Raw genomic sequence first — 16,058 nt, forward strand, 5'->3', positions numbered from 1 at the left:
GCGATGAAAACCAAATTAATGTTGTTAGCAGCAGCGGTTGCATTGAGTGGCTGTAATTCAATGGACAATATTCCGAATCCGAGTCCTGAACAGGAAAAGGCGGCACAGCTAGCCTATGAGGATTTGCGTGACGGGAAATATGACGAGTTTTTGGATCAGTTAGAACCGCAGTTGCAAACCCAGTTTAAGGATAATGAAAAGCTGATGAAACGCTTTTCACGTTCAATTCCTCAAGGTGAATACAAGTCTAAGACTTTAATGACCAAAGAGATTGAAGAAGCAACCAATCAACCGGGACAATATAAGGTCAGCTATGAAATTTCCTATCCGGAGAATCTGGTTCAGTATGATGTGAGTTTTGACAAGCCGAATGGCAGCAACAAGATTCGCAATTTCAATATTCAGGTCTTTGGTGAGTCGAGTAAATAAGTGGAATAGGAGCATTACTATAATGCTCTATCTGCTTTGATGAATAGGAATTAAACGTCGATAAGCCAGGAAAAAACACAAGCTGCCGATCATTCCAAGATAGAGCAGTTTAGGCAAGACCAGTGCAGTAGGCACACCCATCTGATTGAGTTGAATAAACATCTGCACAATTTGGGTGGAAGGCAGGATTTCGCCAACGACTTGCATCCAGATGGGCTTGGCGGCATGCGGCCAGGCCGCACCAGATAAAAAGAACAGTGGAATGGAAGTGAATACAATCACATGACCCGCACGTTCTGGCAGATCCAGAAAACTGGCAAATAGACAGGTCATGCCAATTATCGTGTAGATAAAAACCGCAACAGCCAGCAGCATCCCGAGCAGGTTGCCACCGCGCGGATAATCAAATAGCCAGAAGCTAAAGCCGAATAAATAGAAACATCCCAGACAGCCAATGGTGAAGACCGCTAAACACATACCAATGAACGCATTTGCGTTTAATTCTACTTTTCTTTCCCGATATACCAAAATCAGCATACTCAAACCTAAAAGAATGGTTTGGTGGATAATTAAAGGTGCAACCGCAGGAAAGACATAGCTGCCATAGCCGGACAGCGGATTAAATAAAGGAATTTGATGCACAGAAAGGGCAGGTGAAAAATCCGAGACCTCACCAAAGCGTTCAGTGTAGTCTGCCAAAGTTTGCTCAACCGATGTGGCTAAGCCCAGACCAATTTGTTTGGTCACTAAAAAGTTGGCTGTACTTAAATACAGTCCAATGCCACCTGTTTCACCATGCCTTAAGCTTTGCGATAAATTGTCCGGCAGCAGTAAAATGCCATCGGCTTTTTGAGATTCCACCCATTGTTTGGCTTCGGCAAAATTTCCGGTAATCGCCTGAATTTCGACATTGGGGCTTTGTGCCACCTGACCAATAATGCGGGTACTTAAGCTACTTTGTTCTTCATCGACAATAATAATCGGTAAGGCTTCAGCCTGCTGTGCCTGATAAGCGGTTGGATAAAAAAAGCTGTAAAACAAGACGGATAGAATCAGCGTGGTAAAGATCGTGCCGTGACTGACGATATCTTTAAAGCTTTGTAGATAGTAAAACCAGAGGGACTTCATTGGACTGCTCCTTTGGCTATTTTTTTAAGAAACAGATAAGCCAGCAGAGCGTAGACTAGGGCATAGACCAGCAGGATCAATCCAGCTTGCAGTGAAATATGCAATGGACTACCAATCACCCATTGTTCAGTTTGTAATTTGGCATAGGGCGTAAACGGAATAATGTTGGCCCAAAACTGGGTGAACAGGGGCGCATTATTTAAAGGGAGGGTCACACCGGCAAAGCTCAAAGATGAACCGCCATAAACCGCAATGATGCCGAAAGATTTACTTAAATCTTTGGTCGCCAGAACCACTGCACTGCTTAAAAATGCATAGGCGCTATATAGCAGAAATTGTGCCGATAGAATCAGGGCGAGCGAGCCGGCAACAAACCAGCCGCGAATTTCAATCAGCCAGAACATCCAGACCCAGGTCCACACACTAAAAATAGCCACATAGACCAGGTTCTTAGACAGTAATGCCATCCAGATGGATGAGTTGCTGATCCAGCTTGTTAAGGTCTGCCGCTTCAGTTCCTGACCGACGGAAAATGCCACACAACAACATAGTAGTAAATGCAGAATTGCCGGAATGACATAGGGTTCCAGATAGAATTCATAATTCAGCTGCGGATTATACAGCGGCGATATTTTGATATGCGGTGACGGTGCTTCGAGAGAAGGCAGCCGGTTGCCCAGATATTGCTGTCCGCTAAATTCAGCCAGTGCTTGCAGGGTACTAACCAGCATGGCAGAGGAAATGGTATTTCCGATACTGAAATAACTCTGGTTAAAGGCAATACTGATGTCAGCATCCTGGGCACGAACCAGACGTTGCTCGGCACCGCTGGGAATATGGATATAACCCCAAATTTTATTTTGATTTAACAGGCGCTCAATTTCAGCTGTTTGTTCCGACACCGTAGCAATTTTAAGAGTATGATTCAGTGCCACATGCTGATAAATGCTTTGACTCAGCGCACTCTGGTCTTGATCAATAATCGCAATCGGTAAATGATCCGGTTTCCCTTGAGCAAACATGCTGCTGAATAAAATAATCACCAGTGCAGGTGCGAGCGTGACCAGACACAGATCCCATTTTTCGCGGAGCAGATAGCGCAGTTCGCGCCATATACCCGTCCACATTATGGGGTCTCTTTCAGTTTAAATAACACGCTCATCCCGACTTTGAGTTCAGGGATGGCTGGTGCGGGCACAAGATGCAGCTTAAAACTTCTTACATCATAGCCGCCGGTTTGGCGTGTGGTCTTAATGGTGGCAAATTCGCCCTCGGCACTGATCTGTTTGATTTTAAAAGTAGCGGTTTTATCTAGGGCGGGAATATAACCTTCAATACTGCTCATTTTCTGAAATGGGGCATATTGGTCTTCACGAATATTCAGGCTCACCCACATTTGATCTTCAATCAGGCTGACCACAGGGACTGCGGTGGCTACCAGCTCCGAGACTTTGCCATAGGTTTTAGACACCGTTCCGTTTACAGGTGCTACTAATTGGGTTTCTGCCTCTAATGCATTGGCTTCATCCAGCGCAGCCTGGGCAATATCTACTTGTGCATCGGCAGAACTCTTTTGCTGCGAAGTGCTGCCACGTTTGGCACGTGCGTATTGCTGATACGCTGCTTCTGTCATTTGTGCCGCTGATTGACTGGCTGCATACAATTCATCACGGCGCTGGCGTGAAATCACACCTTCCTTAAATAAATTTGCACCACGCTCATAAGAAACTTTGGTTAAATTTTGCTGTGCTTTCAGCGATTGCCAGTTGGCATACAGGCTCGCGATATTTTCTTCTTGCGAGCCACGTTCAGCAGTCGATTGTAAGGCCAGCGCAGATTGTAAAGCCGCTGCGGCTTGCTGTTTTTTGGCCTGAATTTCCGGGCTGTTTAAGCGCACCAGCACATCGCCTTTTTTGACCCGCTGACCTTCTTCTACATAAATTTCTTCAATACGGCTTGGCACTTTGGTCGCCACCTGAACTGTTTCAGCTTCTACACGACCCTGCAATTCAAGCGGAGCCGGTTGGTAGCTTTTCCACAATCCAAAAGCGATGACTGCCAGCAGAACTGGAATCAGGGCGAGCAATAAATATTTTTTCTTTTTAGCGATTTCAGGAGTTTGTTGTTGCTCGGTCGAAGTCGTCGCGTTATTTTCTATTTCAGTTTTTGTTTCTACCTGTTGCACAGGAGATTTTTCTGTATCGCTGGATGAAGCCGCTTCATTCACAGGATCATTGGGTTTTTGATCTTCGTTCATGTTCGGCTCCATTAGCGAATATAGTGAGTGTTGGTATGTTGGATGTAGTTCGGAAATTCTGCAATCGAGCCATGGCTTTGTAATAGTGTGGCCAGTGACATCACATATTTGTAAGCATTCAAGGCAGTTTCGGCTCGTAGTCCGCTCAGCATATTTTGTGCATCGATGACCTGTATGGCGGTGCCCATATCTTCTTTAAAGGACAATTCTTGGATGCGTAAATTTTCCTGTGCGGCTTTCAAGTTTTGTGCCAGAAGCGCATCACTTTGCTGTGCACTGAGTGCTTCGCTATAAGATTTATAAATCAGATTTTCAATTTCCTGCTGGGTGCGTGCAGTGAGAAGTTCTGTGGCAGAGCGTTTGAGTTCGGCAGCCTGAATATTTTTGTTTTTATCGATCCCGGAAAACAGGTTATAGCGTGCGGCAATCCCGACAATCCAGTTTTCATGTTGATCCAGACTATATTCGCCAAAAGCAAAAACATTCGGTTTTTTAGCTGCTTGCTGGGCTTTGACATTGGCTTGAGCCAATTGGGTATCCAGCTGCATTTTTTGAATCAACGCAGAGTTCTGACTAAAAGTTTTTAGCAGATGATTTAAGGCCTGTGGCTCGGTTTTATTGACAAATAAAGGCGTCGAAAGTTCGGTGATGCTACTTTCCTGAAGCAGATTATTCAGCTGGAACAGCGCAGCATTCAAATTGGCTTGTGTGTTTTGCTGGCTGCGTTCGGCATTATTACGTGCCACTTCAAATTGCATGCGCTGGCCTTTACTGATAAAACCTTGCTGTTCCATCTTTAAGGCGTTGCGATAATGCTGCTGCATGGCATTCAAGTTAAACAGTGCTGCTGCATGCAGTTGCTTTTGGAGCTGGACATTGAAATAACTTTGAATCAGTTCAAAACGCTGCGTATCTTGCTGCTGTTTGTTGCTGAGCTGACTGCGACCGACCTGAATATTGGCGATTTCTTTGGCGCTGCTTGTCAGTCCACCGGTATAAAGCGGCATCATGACTGAAATCGTCGGACGAATCACCTGGTCATCCAGCACGACATGCGAACTATCAGGAATTAAGCCCACCCCATTTTGAATAGGTTGTCTTAAACTATTTTTTAGCGGGTCAGCCAGACCCCCTAAGTTCAGTTCATCAATTCTATTATTGACACCATCCGTTAAGGATTGCTCTAAATTATTTTTTAATGCACCTAAAGGCAGATCGAGTTCATTATGAAAGGCATACGCACGAACATTCAGGTCGACTCGTGGCAGACCTATACCTTTCACTGCTTCAGCTTCAAGTTTTGAAGCTTGTTCCAGACTTTGATAGGCTTGGCTACTATAAGAATTTTGCAACAACTGACGTTCAGCGTCCTGAAAGCTGATGCTCTGCGCATGAGTAAAGCTGCCATACATCATCGATGCAAGCAGATTTAAACCCCAGACAAGCTGTCTTTTATTTTTCTTTAAGTTCATAAAGTCGCTAAACTGATTTAAAGCCGGTGATGTTATCCGGCTAGTATAAATCAAAGGTATGCAGATAGAACTAGTGTAAAGTTATAGTATTGTTTCTTTTACATCTGTATTTCAAATACTTATCGGCTAATTTAGAGAGACTATCTAAAATTAAAAAACAGCTTAATCTTGAATATTTTCAATTGTTAGTTCAAAGATGATAAAAACAGCAGGCTAAAATACTGGTCAATTTATCTTGTGAATCTACATTGATTTTTTGACTCTATCTTCACTCATAGATTGAAATAATTTTGTGCAAGACCCTGCCAGATATGGTTAAATGCCATCATTTTATTGTGTTTCACTCTGAAAGGAAAAATCATGCGCGCGTACAACTTCTGTGCTGGTCCTGCTGCATTACCAACTGCCGTACTTGAAAAAGCTCAAGCTGAAATGCTTGACTGGCATGGCAAAGGTCTTTCGATCATGGAAATGAGCCACCGTAGTGCCGACTATGTTGCCATGGCTGAAAAAGCGGAAGCAGACCTGCGCAAACTCATGAATATTCCTGAGAACTACAAAGTATTGTTCTTGCAGGGTGGGGCATCACTACAGTTCTCGGCAATTCCATTGAACCTGCTTGGCAAAAACAACAAAGCAGACTATATCGATACCGGTATCTGGTCTGAAAAAGCCTTGAAAGAAGCGCAACGTTATGGCGATATCAACGTTGTAAAAGCGGGTATCCAAATTGATGGCAAATATGCGATCAGTGCACAAAGCGAATGGAACCTGTCTGCGGATGCAGCTTATGTACATTATGCGGATAATGAAACCATTGGCGGTCTGCAATTTGCTTCAATTCCTGAAGCAGACAAGCCATTAGTGTGCGACTATTCATCTAGTATTTTATCTGCACCATTAGATGTCTCTAAATTTGGTTTGATCTATGCGGGCGCGCAAAAGAATATCGGGCCTGCTGGTTTAACGCTGGTGATCATTCGTGAAGATTTACTTGATCAAGCCAAACCTGAAATTCCAAGCATCTTGAAATATTCAGATCAAGCGAAAAACGGTTCAATGGTCAACACACCATCAACTTATGCATGGTACTTATCTGGTCTGGTGTTTGAGTGGTTGCTTGAAAATGGCGGTGTAGATGCCATGCACAAGGTGAACCTTGAGAAAGCTAACTTGCTTTATGGTTATATCGATCAAAGCGATTTCTATGCGAATCCAATCGCAAAAGCAAACCGTTCGATCATGAATGTACCATTTACCTTGGCCAATGCAGATCTTGAGAAACAGTTCCTGAAAGAAGCTGAAGCGCAGCACTTATTGAATCTTGCTGGTCACCGTTCGGTGGGCGGTATGCGTGCAAGTATTTACAATGCTGTACCTTTAGAAGGTGTGCAAGCATTGGTGAACTTTATGGATGACTTTGCCAAACGCAATGGTTAATTCCTGAAACGAAAAAACCCAGCACAGGCTGGGTTTTTTTATGAATACAATAATTTTAGAAAATAAAAGTATGCAGGATGAATCCGCAGATCAGCATCCCCAACATGAAAAAAAGGCAGGACATCATATCAATATTATAGCGGGAGCTAAGATGATGCTCGACCTGTTGTAATGTTTCTTCTTGCACGATTTTCATAGATATTTATTGTCCGATCTATTTATCGTTAATACTAATTTGTTGTGAGTATTTTTATCATAAAAAATTGATTAAATAAAGTACATTTTTAATAAAGAGCATAAATTTTCATTTTATTTAAATATTAGATTTGCATGACATCAGATTATTTATATGAGAAATCAAACGCTTATTTTTATAAGATTTTTAAGGTTATTTTAAATATTTAAAATGAATTTTTTTGAATTTAAAAATGTGGATAACTCGGTTTTTAATGAATTTAAATAGATTATTAAGCTAGAAAATATGTATAAAAAATAATCAAAAATTAAAATGACAAATAAGAATATAGATGGATTAAAAGAAGATACCCATCAAAATGAATATCTTCTTTTTCTGTTTGAACTTAGGCAGCTTTTCTATAAATATTGGCCTGAATCCACAAGTTACCACGAATATACTGACCAATCTGGAAGTTTTTGTACTGGTCATTCCGCGTTGCAATCCGGATCAAGGTCGCAGGCTGGTCTTCATCATGAATCAGGGTGACATCATACAGGGTGTAGTCCTGATCCATAAATTGCATAGTCGTTTTACCGACAATATTGCCCTGGAACCAGGCTTCATCTTCCTGACCCATGGTTTCGCCGTATAGATAAGCCACCATTTTAGAAAAATCTACAGTTACAGGTTCTTTATCTTCTTCGGACTGCGGCTGCCAGGCATCAATCTGTTCCTGCAAATTATCCGGCGCTACACCATTATTGGCAGCCAAAATATCATTCAAGGCACGGTGATGCTTGATCGAAGCCGGATCATCAACCACCAGATGCTCATGATCTGCAACCGCTTCAAGTTCATAGGCCCAGCCATTCAGATTCACCACATAGGACTGGTCTTTTTCATAATGCGGATGATTGACGCTATACAGGCTATCGAAAGCGTAAATAATATTGTTAGCACCTAAATTTAGCCGCAATACAGCTTGGGTATTGGATTTACAGGAAATAATCCGGTCAATCGTGGCTTTCACCTGATAAGGGCTATCAAAGCAGGGGAATGCAGTTTTTACCGCTTGAGGTTTATTGTTTTCGACGGCAATCACTTGACTCAACTGTACCGCAGCTTTGCTCGGTCCCTGAATCAGCCAGGTCTCAGCATCCATATCACATTCTTGTGTACAAAGGCCCATCGGCATGATCGGTTCATCAAGAGCTTTGCCTAACCACTGTGGTACATCTGTGCCAGGGTTGTCGGTGAGCAAGGTCCAGTGTTCGACATGACTACCGAAATTTTGATCATCAATGGTGATGATCTCTGGGCTATTCTGATTTTTCATATGCACAATTGATCTTGGATGATGTATTTATAGTTAATCGAGGGTCATTGCGATTTTTCAAGTCAATCGAATGAATTTTAAAATTAAAATGCCAGTCAAATGAAGTCAATTTTTTTCTCGCGTGAATCACGCCAGTTTTACCGAGTACATATTTTTTAAAATACAGAGAGCGGATGCAATGAAAATGGAGCGATTTAATCATCAACCTGATCGTCTCAATTTGCTAGAATAACCATGATTTATACCTTAATGGGAAGCCCTGTGTTGCCATTCAAACTTTGGGTCGATGCCGATGCATTGCCCCGTATGCTGCGAGATGTGATTATTCGTGCTTCGGATCGCTATCAGCTGGAAGTCACTTTTGTCGCCAATCAACCAGTCGGAATCACACCTTCGGTTAGAATTAATTCAATTCAGGTGATGAGTGGAGCGGATGCTGCAGATAAGGAAATTATTCTGCGTATGAAAGAGTATGATATTGTCATGACGCAAGATATTCCCTTGGCTGCGGAAGTCATTGAAAAAGGCGGGATTGCGATTCATCCCCGCGGTGAAATTTATACTACGGCCAATGTCAAAGCGCGCTTACATCTGCGCGATTTTATGGACAGCTTACGCGGTGCAGGTGTGCAAACGGGCGGACCACCCCCGATTTCAGAACGGGATAAACGCGAATTCTCCAGCGCACTCGATCAGACCATTCAAAAACAAAAACGTAAAACTTCCGCGCTTTAAACCTTATTCAGAGTGACTCGCATGCCGACACAAACCAATATGATTGTCACCTATCTTTTATTGGTTTTTATCTGGGCGACGACACCGCTGGCGATTGTCTGGAGTGTGACGGATTTGCATCCGCTCTGGGCTTTGGCACTGCGCTTCTTTCTGGCTTTGCCTTTTGCATTTGCCTTGTTGTGGCTGTTTAAAACCCGTTTTCCCTTAGATAAATTATCCATGCACAGTTATCTGGCTGGTGCATGCAGTTTTATCGGCTCACAGATTTTCACCTATTTGGCCACGGATTATCTTAGTTCAGGCATTATTGCCCTGATGTTCGGACTGGCGCCGATCATGACCGGATTGATTGGCCGTTTTGTATTTCAGCTTAAGCTGTATGCTTCGCAGTGGGGTGGTATGGCGATTGCGCTGCTGGGTCTGGGCATTATCTGTGTAGGTGGCAAAGATCAGCATATTCAGCCGATTGGCATAGGCCTGATGTTGCTCAGTGTTTTTATTTATTGTGCTTCTATGTTCTGGGTGAAAAAAGTCAATGCACCTTTAGAACCCATGGCGCAAGCGGCCGGTTCTATTGCCGTCTCAGCGGTCATGGCCTGTGCCATGTTGCCGTTTATCTGGCAATTTGCACCGACCCAGATTCCGCAGGCTAAATCGCTGATTGGACTCAGTTATGCTGTAATCATGGCTTCCCTGATTGCGATGTTCTGTTATTTTAAACTGGTGCAGAAAATCAAGGCGACCACTTTGTCATTGACCACCGTATTGACGCCGATGCTGGCCTTATTTGTCGGGGTGATTATGAATGATGAAAAATTATCCGGTGCAGCAGTTGTTGGTGTTGGCATTTTGCTGGCGGGTTTATTGTTATACTTTTCCAGAGAAATTAAAGCCAGCTATGCTGCCCGCCTGCCATCAACAAACCAACAGCACTAAGTCAACGATTTAAGCAAAGTCGGCTTTGACACATTCACCCAGTTTGACTCGGTCCTGTGGATGCATGGTAATAAAATAGGCACCGGTCCGGAATTTACCATTTTCTTCTTCACGGCTATAAGCAACCTGAGCGGTTGCGGCAATATGGAAGAAATTTTCCGGGTGGCTTAAAGTCACGTGCAGATAGGTGCCTTCCGTGATCGGGCGGTCACTAAAGAAGCTAAAACCGGTTTCTGAAAAGTTCACCTGCTCCGGTACAGGTAACATGCTTTGTACAATTGCGTCATACAAAGATCCGGTAATAAGGTTTAATTTTTGGTTGAATAAGGATAAGATTCGAGCAATTTGTTGATCTTTTTCAGATAATTGTTCTAATTCGTAGTTAACCGCGTGATCAAATTGATCTAGTTCTGCAAGTAGTAGAAAATAGCGGGGCAAGACAAAGTTAGAGTCATAAGGATCATTTAAGGCAACATCATCGGAAATAATCTGATAATTAATTCGTAAGGCAGCATCGATTCGAGACATAACGCGTCTTTCCGTGAATCCGTTTGGATGCTGTACATTTTCCATAATTTATTACCTCGGACTAGATGGTTATGTTTAAACCAATCTCGCTGTATATAGGGTTGAAATATACTCGCGCACGGCGTAGTAACCACTTCATTTCTTTTATTGCGTTGGTCTCAATGATCGGCCTCACACTCGGTGTGGCAGTCCTCATTACAGTGTTGTCTGTGATGAATGGTTTTGACCGAGAGTTAAAGAATCGTGTCTTAGGAATGATACCTCAAGCGACTGTTTCCTCAACACAAATTTTAACAAATTGGCCAGAACTTGCAAAGCAAATTGAAGGGCATGAGCATGTTCAGGGAGTCGCACCTTTTACTCAATTACAAGGCATGCTGACCGCACAGGGTCAGGTCGCCGGCATTATGGTCAGCGGGATTGAACCCGAGTATGAGAAAAAAGTTTCAATTATACAAAACCATATGGTTGAGGGCAGTATCGACAGCCTGAAAAAAGGTGAATTTGGTATTGTTTTGGGCAAGCAAATGACCGATGCCATGGGTGTGGGTTTAAATGACAATATTACTCTGGTTTTGCCAGAAGCCACCCCATCACCAGCTGGTGTCGTCCCGCGTTTCAAGCGTTTTAAAGTGGTGGGAATCTTCAGTATTGGTGCTGAAGTTGACTCGATGATGGGTTATATCGCTTTAAATGATGCCTCGACCTTGCTGCGTCTACCGGATGGTGCGCAGGGTGTGCGTATGAAGCTGGATGATATTTTCCTGGCACCACAAGTGTCTCAGGAAATTGTGCGTGATTTGCCGGGGAATTTCTATGCTTCGGACTGGACTTATACCCATGGTAATCTGTTCAGCGCGATTCAGATGGAAAAAGCCATGGTCAGCCTGCTTTTATTCCTGATCGTTCTAGTCGCGGCATTTAATATTGTGTCTTCACTGGTGATGGTGGTGACGGATAAAAAATCGGACATTGCCATTTTAAGGACTTTGGGGGCTTCACCTGCCACCATTACCAAAATCTTTATGGTGCAAGGTACCGTGATTGGGGTGATTGGAACTTGTGCAGGGGCCATCCTCGGGATTATTGCGGCAACCAGTATCAGTAGCTTTATTGGCTGGCTCAACAATACTTTAGGCCTGAATATGTTTGATGCCTATTTTATTAACTACTTACCTTCGTATCTGCGCTGGCAGGATGTCTTGGTGATTGTAGGCTTGTCACTGGCACTCAGTTTTGTCGCGACAATTTATCCGGCTTTACGTGCAGCAAAAATTCAACCGGCAGAGGCTTTGCGTTATGAGTAATCTGATTTTAGATGCCCAGAATATTCACAAATCCTTTACCGATGGCAAGGCCACTGTCGATGTGATTCGCGGCTTGTCGCTACAGGTAAAAGCAGGTGAGTTTGTTTCGATTGTAGGTTCAAGTGGTTCAGGCAAAAGTACCTTATTACATGTTTTGGGTGGATTGGATCGCCCGACGTCAGGTCAGGTCATGGTGAATGGCCGCCGTTTTGATACCTTGTCTGAAGCAGAACGCGGTTATGTGCGGAATGAGCATTTGGGCTTTGTTTATCAGTTTCATCACCTGTTGCCAGAATTTACGGCACTGGAAAATGTGGCCATGCCGCTGATGTTACGCGACAACATGAAGTTTAAGGAAGCCAAACAGCAGGCCGAATATTTGCTGGAACGTGTTGGTCTTTCGCATCGTCTGACTCACAAGCCGGGTGAATTATCCGGAGGTGAGCGTCAGCGTGTAGCTTTGGCGCGTGCAGTGGTCGGTAAACCTAAACTGATGATGGCCGATGAACCGACCGGAAATCTAGACCGCAAGACTGCAGCAAAGATTTTTGAACTGCTGACCGAATTGCAACGTGAGTTCAATATGGCGATGCTGATTGTGACGCATGATGAACAGCTAGCCCATGCAGCAGATCGGATTTTACATATGCAGGATGGTCTCTGGATTGAACCATAAATAACGAGAATATTCGCATTTGATTGAAGCTCACTCCGGTGGGCTTTATTATTGGGCAAAATAATAACAAGACAGAATAAGATTCAATGTTGCAGTGGCTATGTATTGGCTGGATTTTAGGCCTTGCGTGTATGGGGAAAAGTTTCCTGTCTGTTCAACTGAGCGGAACGGCAGTTTTGATCGTTGCGCTGTTGTGGTATCTGTGTTGCCATAAATTAAAGCTCATCTTGAATACACCACTGAGAAGCCTGTTGATCACTGGATCAAGCCTGCTTTTGGGACTATTTTTAGGTCATGCTTATGCCAATCTGCAACTGGCTGAACGTTTATCCAAGCGAGAACACGAGGTATCTGAAAAAGAAATCGTGGTCTATATCAAAGAGCTGAATAAACTGGGCGATCAGAATATCCAGCAAGCCCTGCATGTGCTTAACCCTGATGGCACTACAGTTAAGTGGATGGGTTTTCTGCCAGTTTCAGATCCTGTCATATCCAGTTTAGGAAATGATGTAACCAAACAGCAGACTCTTGAACTGGGACACTATTATTTATTACAAGGCCAGATTCGACCTAACCATAGTTATGCGACACCGGGTGCTTTTGATGCAGAAAAATGGGCCTTGCAGCAAAATGTTATGGCCGGGTTTAGGATTAAACATATCCAAGAGTTGCAACCGCAACAACTCTATGCACTAGGTCATGCTAAATATCTACGTCAGCAGAAAAATTTGAATCAGCGATTTTTGCTTTGGGTAGAACAGCAGCGACTGACCTTAAGAGAGTTTGTGGCCACACAACCAGTACAGCAGAAAGGCTTGTTACTGGCTCTATTAAGTGGTGATGAAAGTCTCTTGGATCAAGCGACGGAACAGCAATTCCAGCGTTTTGGCATGAGTCATTTACTGGCGATTTCCGGACCGCATGTCCTGATCTTTGCCTTTATCGTTTGTGGAGCGTTGCAATATCTGATTTCAAGGTACGTACCGCAGATTTATCTGAAATGGCCAAGGCAGTATTTTTTGAGTCTGCCTTTTTTGTTATGTGTATTGCTGTATTGTGCCTTTGTCGGTTTTGAAATTCCGGCGTTACGCACTTTACTGATTTGTGTGATTGTGACTTTTACGCTGCTGCTCAGGCAAAGTATGCAGCCATTAAAACTGCTGATTTTAAGTGCTGCCTTATTGTTGCTCTTTGATCCTTTTAGCATTTTGTCGGCCGCATTCTGGCTGTCTTATGGGGCCTGTTTTGTCTTGCTGCGGATCTATCAAACCATTCAGCAGCAACCGCATCAAACAGTACAAACAGCATTACAACGACTGTATTTTGCAATAAAAGTTTTGATGGAGTCGCAGTGGAAAATCTTTCTGGCCCTGTTTCCCTTAATGATGTTGTTTTTTAAGCAGGTGGCTTGGATTACCCCGCTAAGCAACCTGGTGGCTATCCCGTGGATTGGCCTGCTGATAGTTCCCGTAGATATTCTGGCGGCTTTATTATTTTTCATCTCTGAACCACTTTCGAGTCTGCTGTTTCAGCTCAATGATATTTTTATTCATATGCTGCTGGCATTTCTGAATCTGCTTGATCGGCTGTTTGCGCCACAACTGATTCCGGTAGCCATGAATGTCTGGATGATTGCTCTATGTATTTTGGGCTTGTTAATTGTCTTTTTGCCGCGTGGCTTAGTGCCCAAAAGCTGGACAGCAATTGCCTGTGTACCGCTGTGCATTCCTCAACTTAATCAGCATGCATTTCAGCTGTCTGTTCTGGATGTCGGGCAGGGACAGGCCATCTTCATTCGTGACGGGCAACACAGCATGATGATTGACATGGGTGGTTATTATAATGAAGAAAAATTCAGTATTGGCCGGCAAGTGATTATGCCGTTTCTATCTGTGCAAGGTGTTGGAGAACTGGATCGACTAATTTTGACTCATCTGGATCAGGATCATAGCGGTGCTTATTTCAGCATTAAAGATCAATTAAACATCAAGCAAGTGTCATCCAATCAGATGCCTGAAACCGCTACTTCTTCAAGCTTTCAGTTTTGTTATGAAGGACAGCAATGGCAATGGTCTGAAGAGATTAACTTTAAAATTCTGGCACCTCGGCAGCAGCAGTTAAATATGCCAAACTTCAATAAAAACGACCGATCTTGTGTGATATATCTGCAAGTTAAAAATGCCGGACCGTATCAAAAATTTTTACTGATGGGGGATGCGGGTTGGGAAACTGAATATCAGTTACTCCAAAATTATCCGGAACTTAAAGTCGATGTGCTGGTACTCGGCCATCATGGCAGTCAGCACAGTTCAGCCTATCAATTTTTAGAAGTTTTGCGACCTAAATTGGCGATTGCCTCGGCTGGGAAATTTAATCGCTATGGCCACCCGAGCCAACTGACGCAGCAACGGTTAAAAGCTCTTAATATTCCCTTATTGACCACGGCAGAACAGGGGAGTGTACACTTCCAGCAACAAGGCTCAGAACTGGTGCTTTCTGCCGAACGACATGAATGGCGGTGGTTGTATCGTCAGCCTTTAAGTCACTGATTCCAGCATCGGCAAAACTTCATAGGCGTCTTGTGTTCTCAACGCATTTACTTTGTCCAAGGCTTGTTCATGTTCAAGTTTATAGAGATTTCCTAAATCTTGATGCGCATTAAAGCGTTTATAACTCCAGTGATAATGTTCCGGATGGCGGCGAATTAAATTTTCAATACTGTTGATAATGACTTGCGTACCTTGATTGGCATTGCCACTATAAATTTTTTCATCAACCGTTTCGATAAAGATATCGAATCCATCTGCAGTATTACGTAGAGCATATAAAAACAGGGCGCGGGCTTTGGTCTTTTGAATCAGCTTGGCGCTTAAATTGCTGGTGGCCAAAGGCACTCCAAAATAAGGAATATATTCACCACCGACATTTGGGGTATGGTCTGGCAAGATCACGGTGGTGCCACCTTGTTTTAAGGCCTTAAAAATCTGACGGACGCCAGATTCATCGGTCGGCACCAGATGTGCCTGTTCGCGGCTACGCGCAGCCCGTACAAACTGATCCGCTGCCTGATTTTTCACCGGTTTATACATAATGGTCATTGAGGTGAACTGGGCAATATAGGCATTCATAATTTCCCAGGTACCAAAATGTGGCACGATTAACACTAGGCCTTTATTTTGTGCCAGTGCATCATGCAGTAGATCTTCGCCAATGACGCGATGCACCCGTTTGATATTTTTCTGATTACTTGAACCCCAAATGGTAAAAAACTCGAAATATGACATTAATTCATTGCGAACCGCCGCACGGTTAATACGTTCACGTTCGTCATTGGACAGTTCAGAAAGGCTGATCTCGAGATTGAGGCGAATAATTTCCGAAGTTTTGGTGACTTTGAAACTGTTCACAATAAAGGCCAGAAGACGGGCCATCCATCGAGAAACCGGAAGCGGTTGGCGGCTAATGTATTTGAGTAAACCGTAAGCTGAATTCCGTGAGTCCTGTTTGGTCATTGATTTAATATAAGTACAAAAAAAGAGAACAAAATTTATTATAGGCGAAAACGTTTTGTTTAGACAGAATTACCCGATTCAGTGTATATAATGGGCTCAATATAAATCAATTTATTGGATTATT

Annotated in this window: 15 protein-coding genes; 8 read left to right on the forward strand and 7 right to left on the reverse strand. The window is 43.4% G+C overall.

From position 1 onward, the window contains the following. Positions 1-3 precede the first annotated feature (3 nt). Complete coding sequence (locus NI466_RS00935; protein WP_253172427.1) at positions 4-429, forward strand: DUF3887 domain-containing protein; 426 nt, start codon at positions 4-6, stop codon at positions 427-429. A gap of 27 nt (positions 430-456) precedes the next feature. Here NI466_RS00935 and NI466_RS00940 read toward each other — a convergent pair whose 3' ends face one another. From NI466_RS00940 to NI466_RS00955, 4 genes are read right to left on the reverse strand one after another with little or no spacing between them, the layout of a single operon-like run. Continuing rightward, entirely contained in the window at positions 457-1,557 is a 1,101-nt protein-coding gene (locus NI466_RS00940) for an ABC transporter permease (protein WP_253172428.1), read from the reverse strand. Next, entirely contained in the window at positions 1,554-2,684 is a 1,131-nt protein-coding gene (locus NI466_RS00945) for an ABC transporter permease (RefSeq protein ID WP_253172429.1), read from the reverse strand. Before NI466_RS00945 ends, NI466_RS00940 begins: the two co-directional genes overlap by 4 nt. Then, entirely contained in the window at positions 2,684-3,814 is a 1,131-nt protein-coding gene (locus tag NI466_RS00950) for an HlyD family secretion protein (RefSeq protein ID WP_253172430.1), read from the reverse strand. Before NI466_RS00950 ends, NI466_RS00945 begins: the two co-directional genes overlap by 1 nt. 11 nt (positions 3,815-3,825) lie before the next feature. Continuing rightward, the gene (locus NI466_RS00955) at positions 3,826-5,286 is read right to left on the reverse strand and encodes a TolC family protein (RefSeq protein ID WP_253172431.1); all 1,461 of its coding nucleotides are present in this window, start codon (positions 5,284-5,286) and stop codon (positions 3,826-3,828) included. A gap of 360 nt (positions 5,287-5,646) precedes the next feature. Here NI466_RS00955 and serC point away from each other — a divergent pair, with 360 nt between their 5' ends. Continuing rightward, positions 5,647-6,726: a 3-phosphoserine/phosphohydroxythreonine transaminase gene (serC, locus tag NI466_RS00960; protein ID WP_253172432.1), complete on the forward strand. Its 1,080-nt coding sequence runs from the start codon at positions 5,647-5,649 to the stop codon at positions 6,724-6,726. Between the two features lie 40 nt (positions 6,727-6,766). Next, positions 6,767-6,898 carry a hypothetical protein gene (locus tag NI466_RS15905; protein ID WP_005103875.1) on the forward strand — a complete coding sequence of 44 codons (132 nt, stop codon included), beginning with the start codon at positions 6,767-6,769 and terminating at the stop codon, positions 6,896-6,898. A gap of 409 nt (positions 6,899-7,307) precedes the next feature. On the opposite strand, the gene NI466_RS00965 is transcribed toward NI466_RS15905, so the two are convergent. Next, positions 7,308-8,240: a hypothetical protein gene (locus NI466_RS00965; protein ID WP_219308810.1), complete on the reverse strand. Its 933-nt coding sequence runs from the start codon at positions 8,238-8,240 to the stop codon at positions 7,308-7,310. A 249-nt stretch (positions 8,241-8,489) separates the two neighbouring features. Here NI466_RS00965 and NI466_RS00970 point away from each other — a divergent pair, with 249 nt between their 5' ends. Both NI466_RS00970 and NI466_RS00975 read left to right on the forward strand, forming a co-directional pair. Beyond that, positions 8,490-8,975, forward strand: a complete 486-nt coding sequence (locus NI466_RS00970) for a YaiI/YqxD family protein (RefSeq protein ID WP_253172485.1) — start codon at positions 8,490-8,492, stop codon at positions 8,973-8,975. A 21-nt stretch (positions 8,976-8,996) separates the two neighbouring features. Then, positions 8,997-9,911, forward strand: a complete 915-nt coding sequence (locus NI466_RS00975; RefSeq protein ID WP_253172433.1) for a DMT family transporter — start codon at positions 8,997-8,999, stop codon at positions 9,909-9,911. A 9-nt stretch (positions 9,912-9,920) separates the two neighbouring features. Here NI466_RS00975 and NI466_RS00980 read toward each other — a convergent pair whose 3' ends face one another. Then, the gene (locus NI466_RS00980; RefSeq protein ID WP_005252467.1) at positions 9,921-10,484 is read right to left on the reverse strand and encodes a PilZ domain-containing protein; all 564 of its coding nucleotides are present in this window, start codon (positions 10,482-10,484) and stop codon (positions 9,921-9,923) included. A 26-nt stretch (positions 10,485-10,510) separates the two neighbouring features. On the opposite strand from NI466_RS00980, the gene NI466_RS00985 reads away from it, so the two are divergent. The 3 genes from NI466_RS00985 (at position 10,511) to NI466_RS00995 (ending at position 14,971) form a co-directional block, all read left to right on the forward strand. After that, entirely contained in the window at positions 10,511-11,746 is a 1,236-nt protein-coding gene (locus tag NI466_RS00985; protein WP_004645695.1) for a lipoprotein-releasing ABC transporter permease subunit, read from the forward strand. Next, positions 11,739-12,422, forward strand: coding sequence for a lipoprotein-releasing ABC transporter ATP-binding protein LolD (gene lolD, locus NI466_RS00990; RefSeq protein ID WP_004645694.1), 684 nt, complete (start codon positions 11,739-11,741; stop codon positions 12,420-12,422). The genes NI466_RS00985 and lolD overlap by 8 nt, the downstream gene beginning before the upstream one ends. Before the next feature lie 86 nt (positions 12,423-12,508). Beyond that, positions 12,509-14,971, forward strand: coding sequence for a DNA internalization-related competence protein ComEC/Rec2 (locus tag NI466_RS00995; protein WP_026055727.1), 2,463 nt, complete (start codon positions 12,509-12,511; stop codon positions 14,969-14,971). Here the strand turns inward: NI466_RS00995 and NI466_RS01000 are convergent. Next, a complete protein-coding gene (locus tag NI466_RS01000; protein ID WP_004645691.1) occupies positions 14,960-15,934 on the reverse strand; it encodes a lysophospholipid acyltransferase family protein in 975 nt (324 codons plus the stop codon). The genes NI466_RS00995 and NI466_RS01000 overlap by 12 nt on opposite strands. Positions 15,935-16,058 lie beyond the last annotated feature (124 nt).

This window comes from Acinetobacter lwoffii (assembly GCF_024129595.1).
GTDB lineage: Bacteria > Pseudomonadota > Gammaproteobacteria > Pseudomonadales > Moraxellaceae > Acinetobacter > Acinetobacter lwoffii_O.

Excerpts from the sequence above, each read along its gene's own strand:
- NI466_RS00935 (WP_253172427.1), top strand. The coding sequence starts at position 4 with ATGAAAACCAAATTAATGTTGTTAGCAGCAGCGGTTGCATTGAGTGGC.
- NI466_RS00940 (WP_253172428.1), bottom strand. The coding sequence starts at position 1,557 with ATGAAGTCCCTCTGGTTTTACTATCTACAAAGCTTTAAAGATATCGTC.
- NI466_RS00945 (WP_253172429.1), bottom strand. The coding sequence starts at position 2,684 with ATGTGGACGGGTATATGGCGCGAACTGCGCTATCTGCTCCGCGAAAAA.
- NI466_RS00950 (WP_253172430.1), bottom strand. The coding sequence starts at position 3,814 with ATGAACGAAGATCAAAAACCCAATGATCCTGTGAATGAAGCGGCTTCA.
- NI466_RS00955 (WP_253172431.1), bottom strand. The coding sequence starts at position 5,286 with ATGAACTTAAAGAAAAATAAAAGACAGCTTGTCTGGGGTTTAAATCTG.
- serC (WP_253172432.1), top strand. The coding sequence starts at position 5,647 with ATGCGCGCGTACAACTTCTGTGCTGGTCCTGCTGCATTACCAACTGCC.
- NI466_RS15905 (WP_005103875.1), top strand. The coding sequence starts at position 6,767 with ATGAATACAATAATTTTAGAAAATAAAAGTATGCAGGATGAATCCGCA.
- NI466_RS00965 (WP_219308810.1), bottom strand. The coding sequence starts at position 8,240 with ATGAAAAATCAGAATAGCCCAGAGATCATCACCATTGATGATCAAAAT.
- NI466_RS00970 (WP_253172485.1), top strand. The coding sequence starts at position 8,490 with ATGGGAAGCCCTGTGTTGCCATTCAAACTTTGGGTCGATGCCGATGCA.
- NI466_RS00975 (WP_253172433.1), top strand. The coding sequence starts at position 8,997 with ATGCCGACACAAACCAATATGATTGTCACCTATCTTTTATTGGTTTTT.
- NI466_RS00980 (WP_005252467.1), bottom strand. The coding sequence starts at position 10,484 with ATGGAAAATGTACAGCATCCAAACGGATTCACGGAAAGACGCGTTATG.
- NI466_RS00985 (WP_004645695.1), top strand. The coding sequence starts at position 10,511 with ATGTTTAAACCAATCTCGCTGTATATAGGGTTGAAATATACTCGCGCA.
- lolD (WP_004645694.1), top strand. The coding sequence starts at position 11,739 with ATGAGTAATCTGATTTTAGATGCCCAGAATATTCACAAATCCTTTACC.
- NI466_RS00995 (WP_026055727.1), top strand. The coding sequence starts at position 12,509 with ATGTTGCAGTGGCTATGTATTGGCTGGATTTTAGGCCTTGCGTGTATG.
- NI466_RS01000 (WP_004645691.1), bottom strand. The coding sequence starts at position 15,934 with ATGACCAAACAGGACTCACGGAATTCAGCTTACGGTTTACTCAAATAC.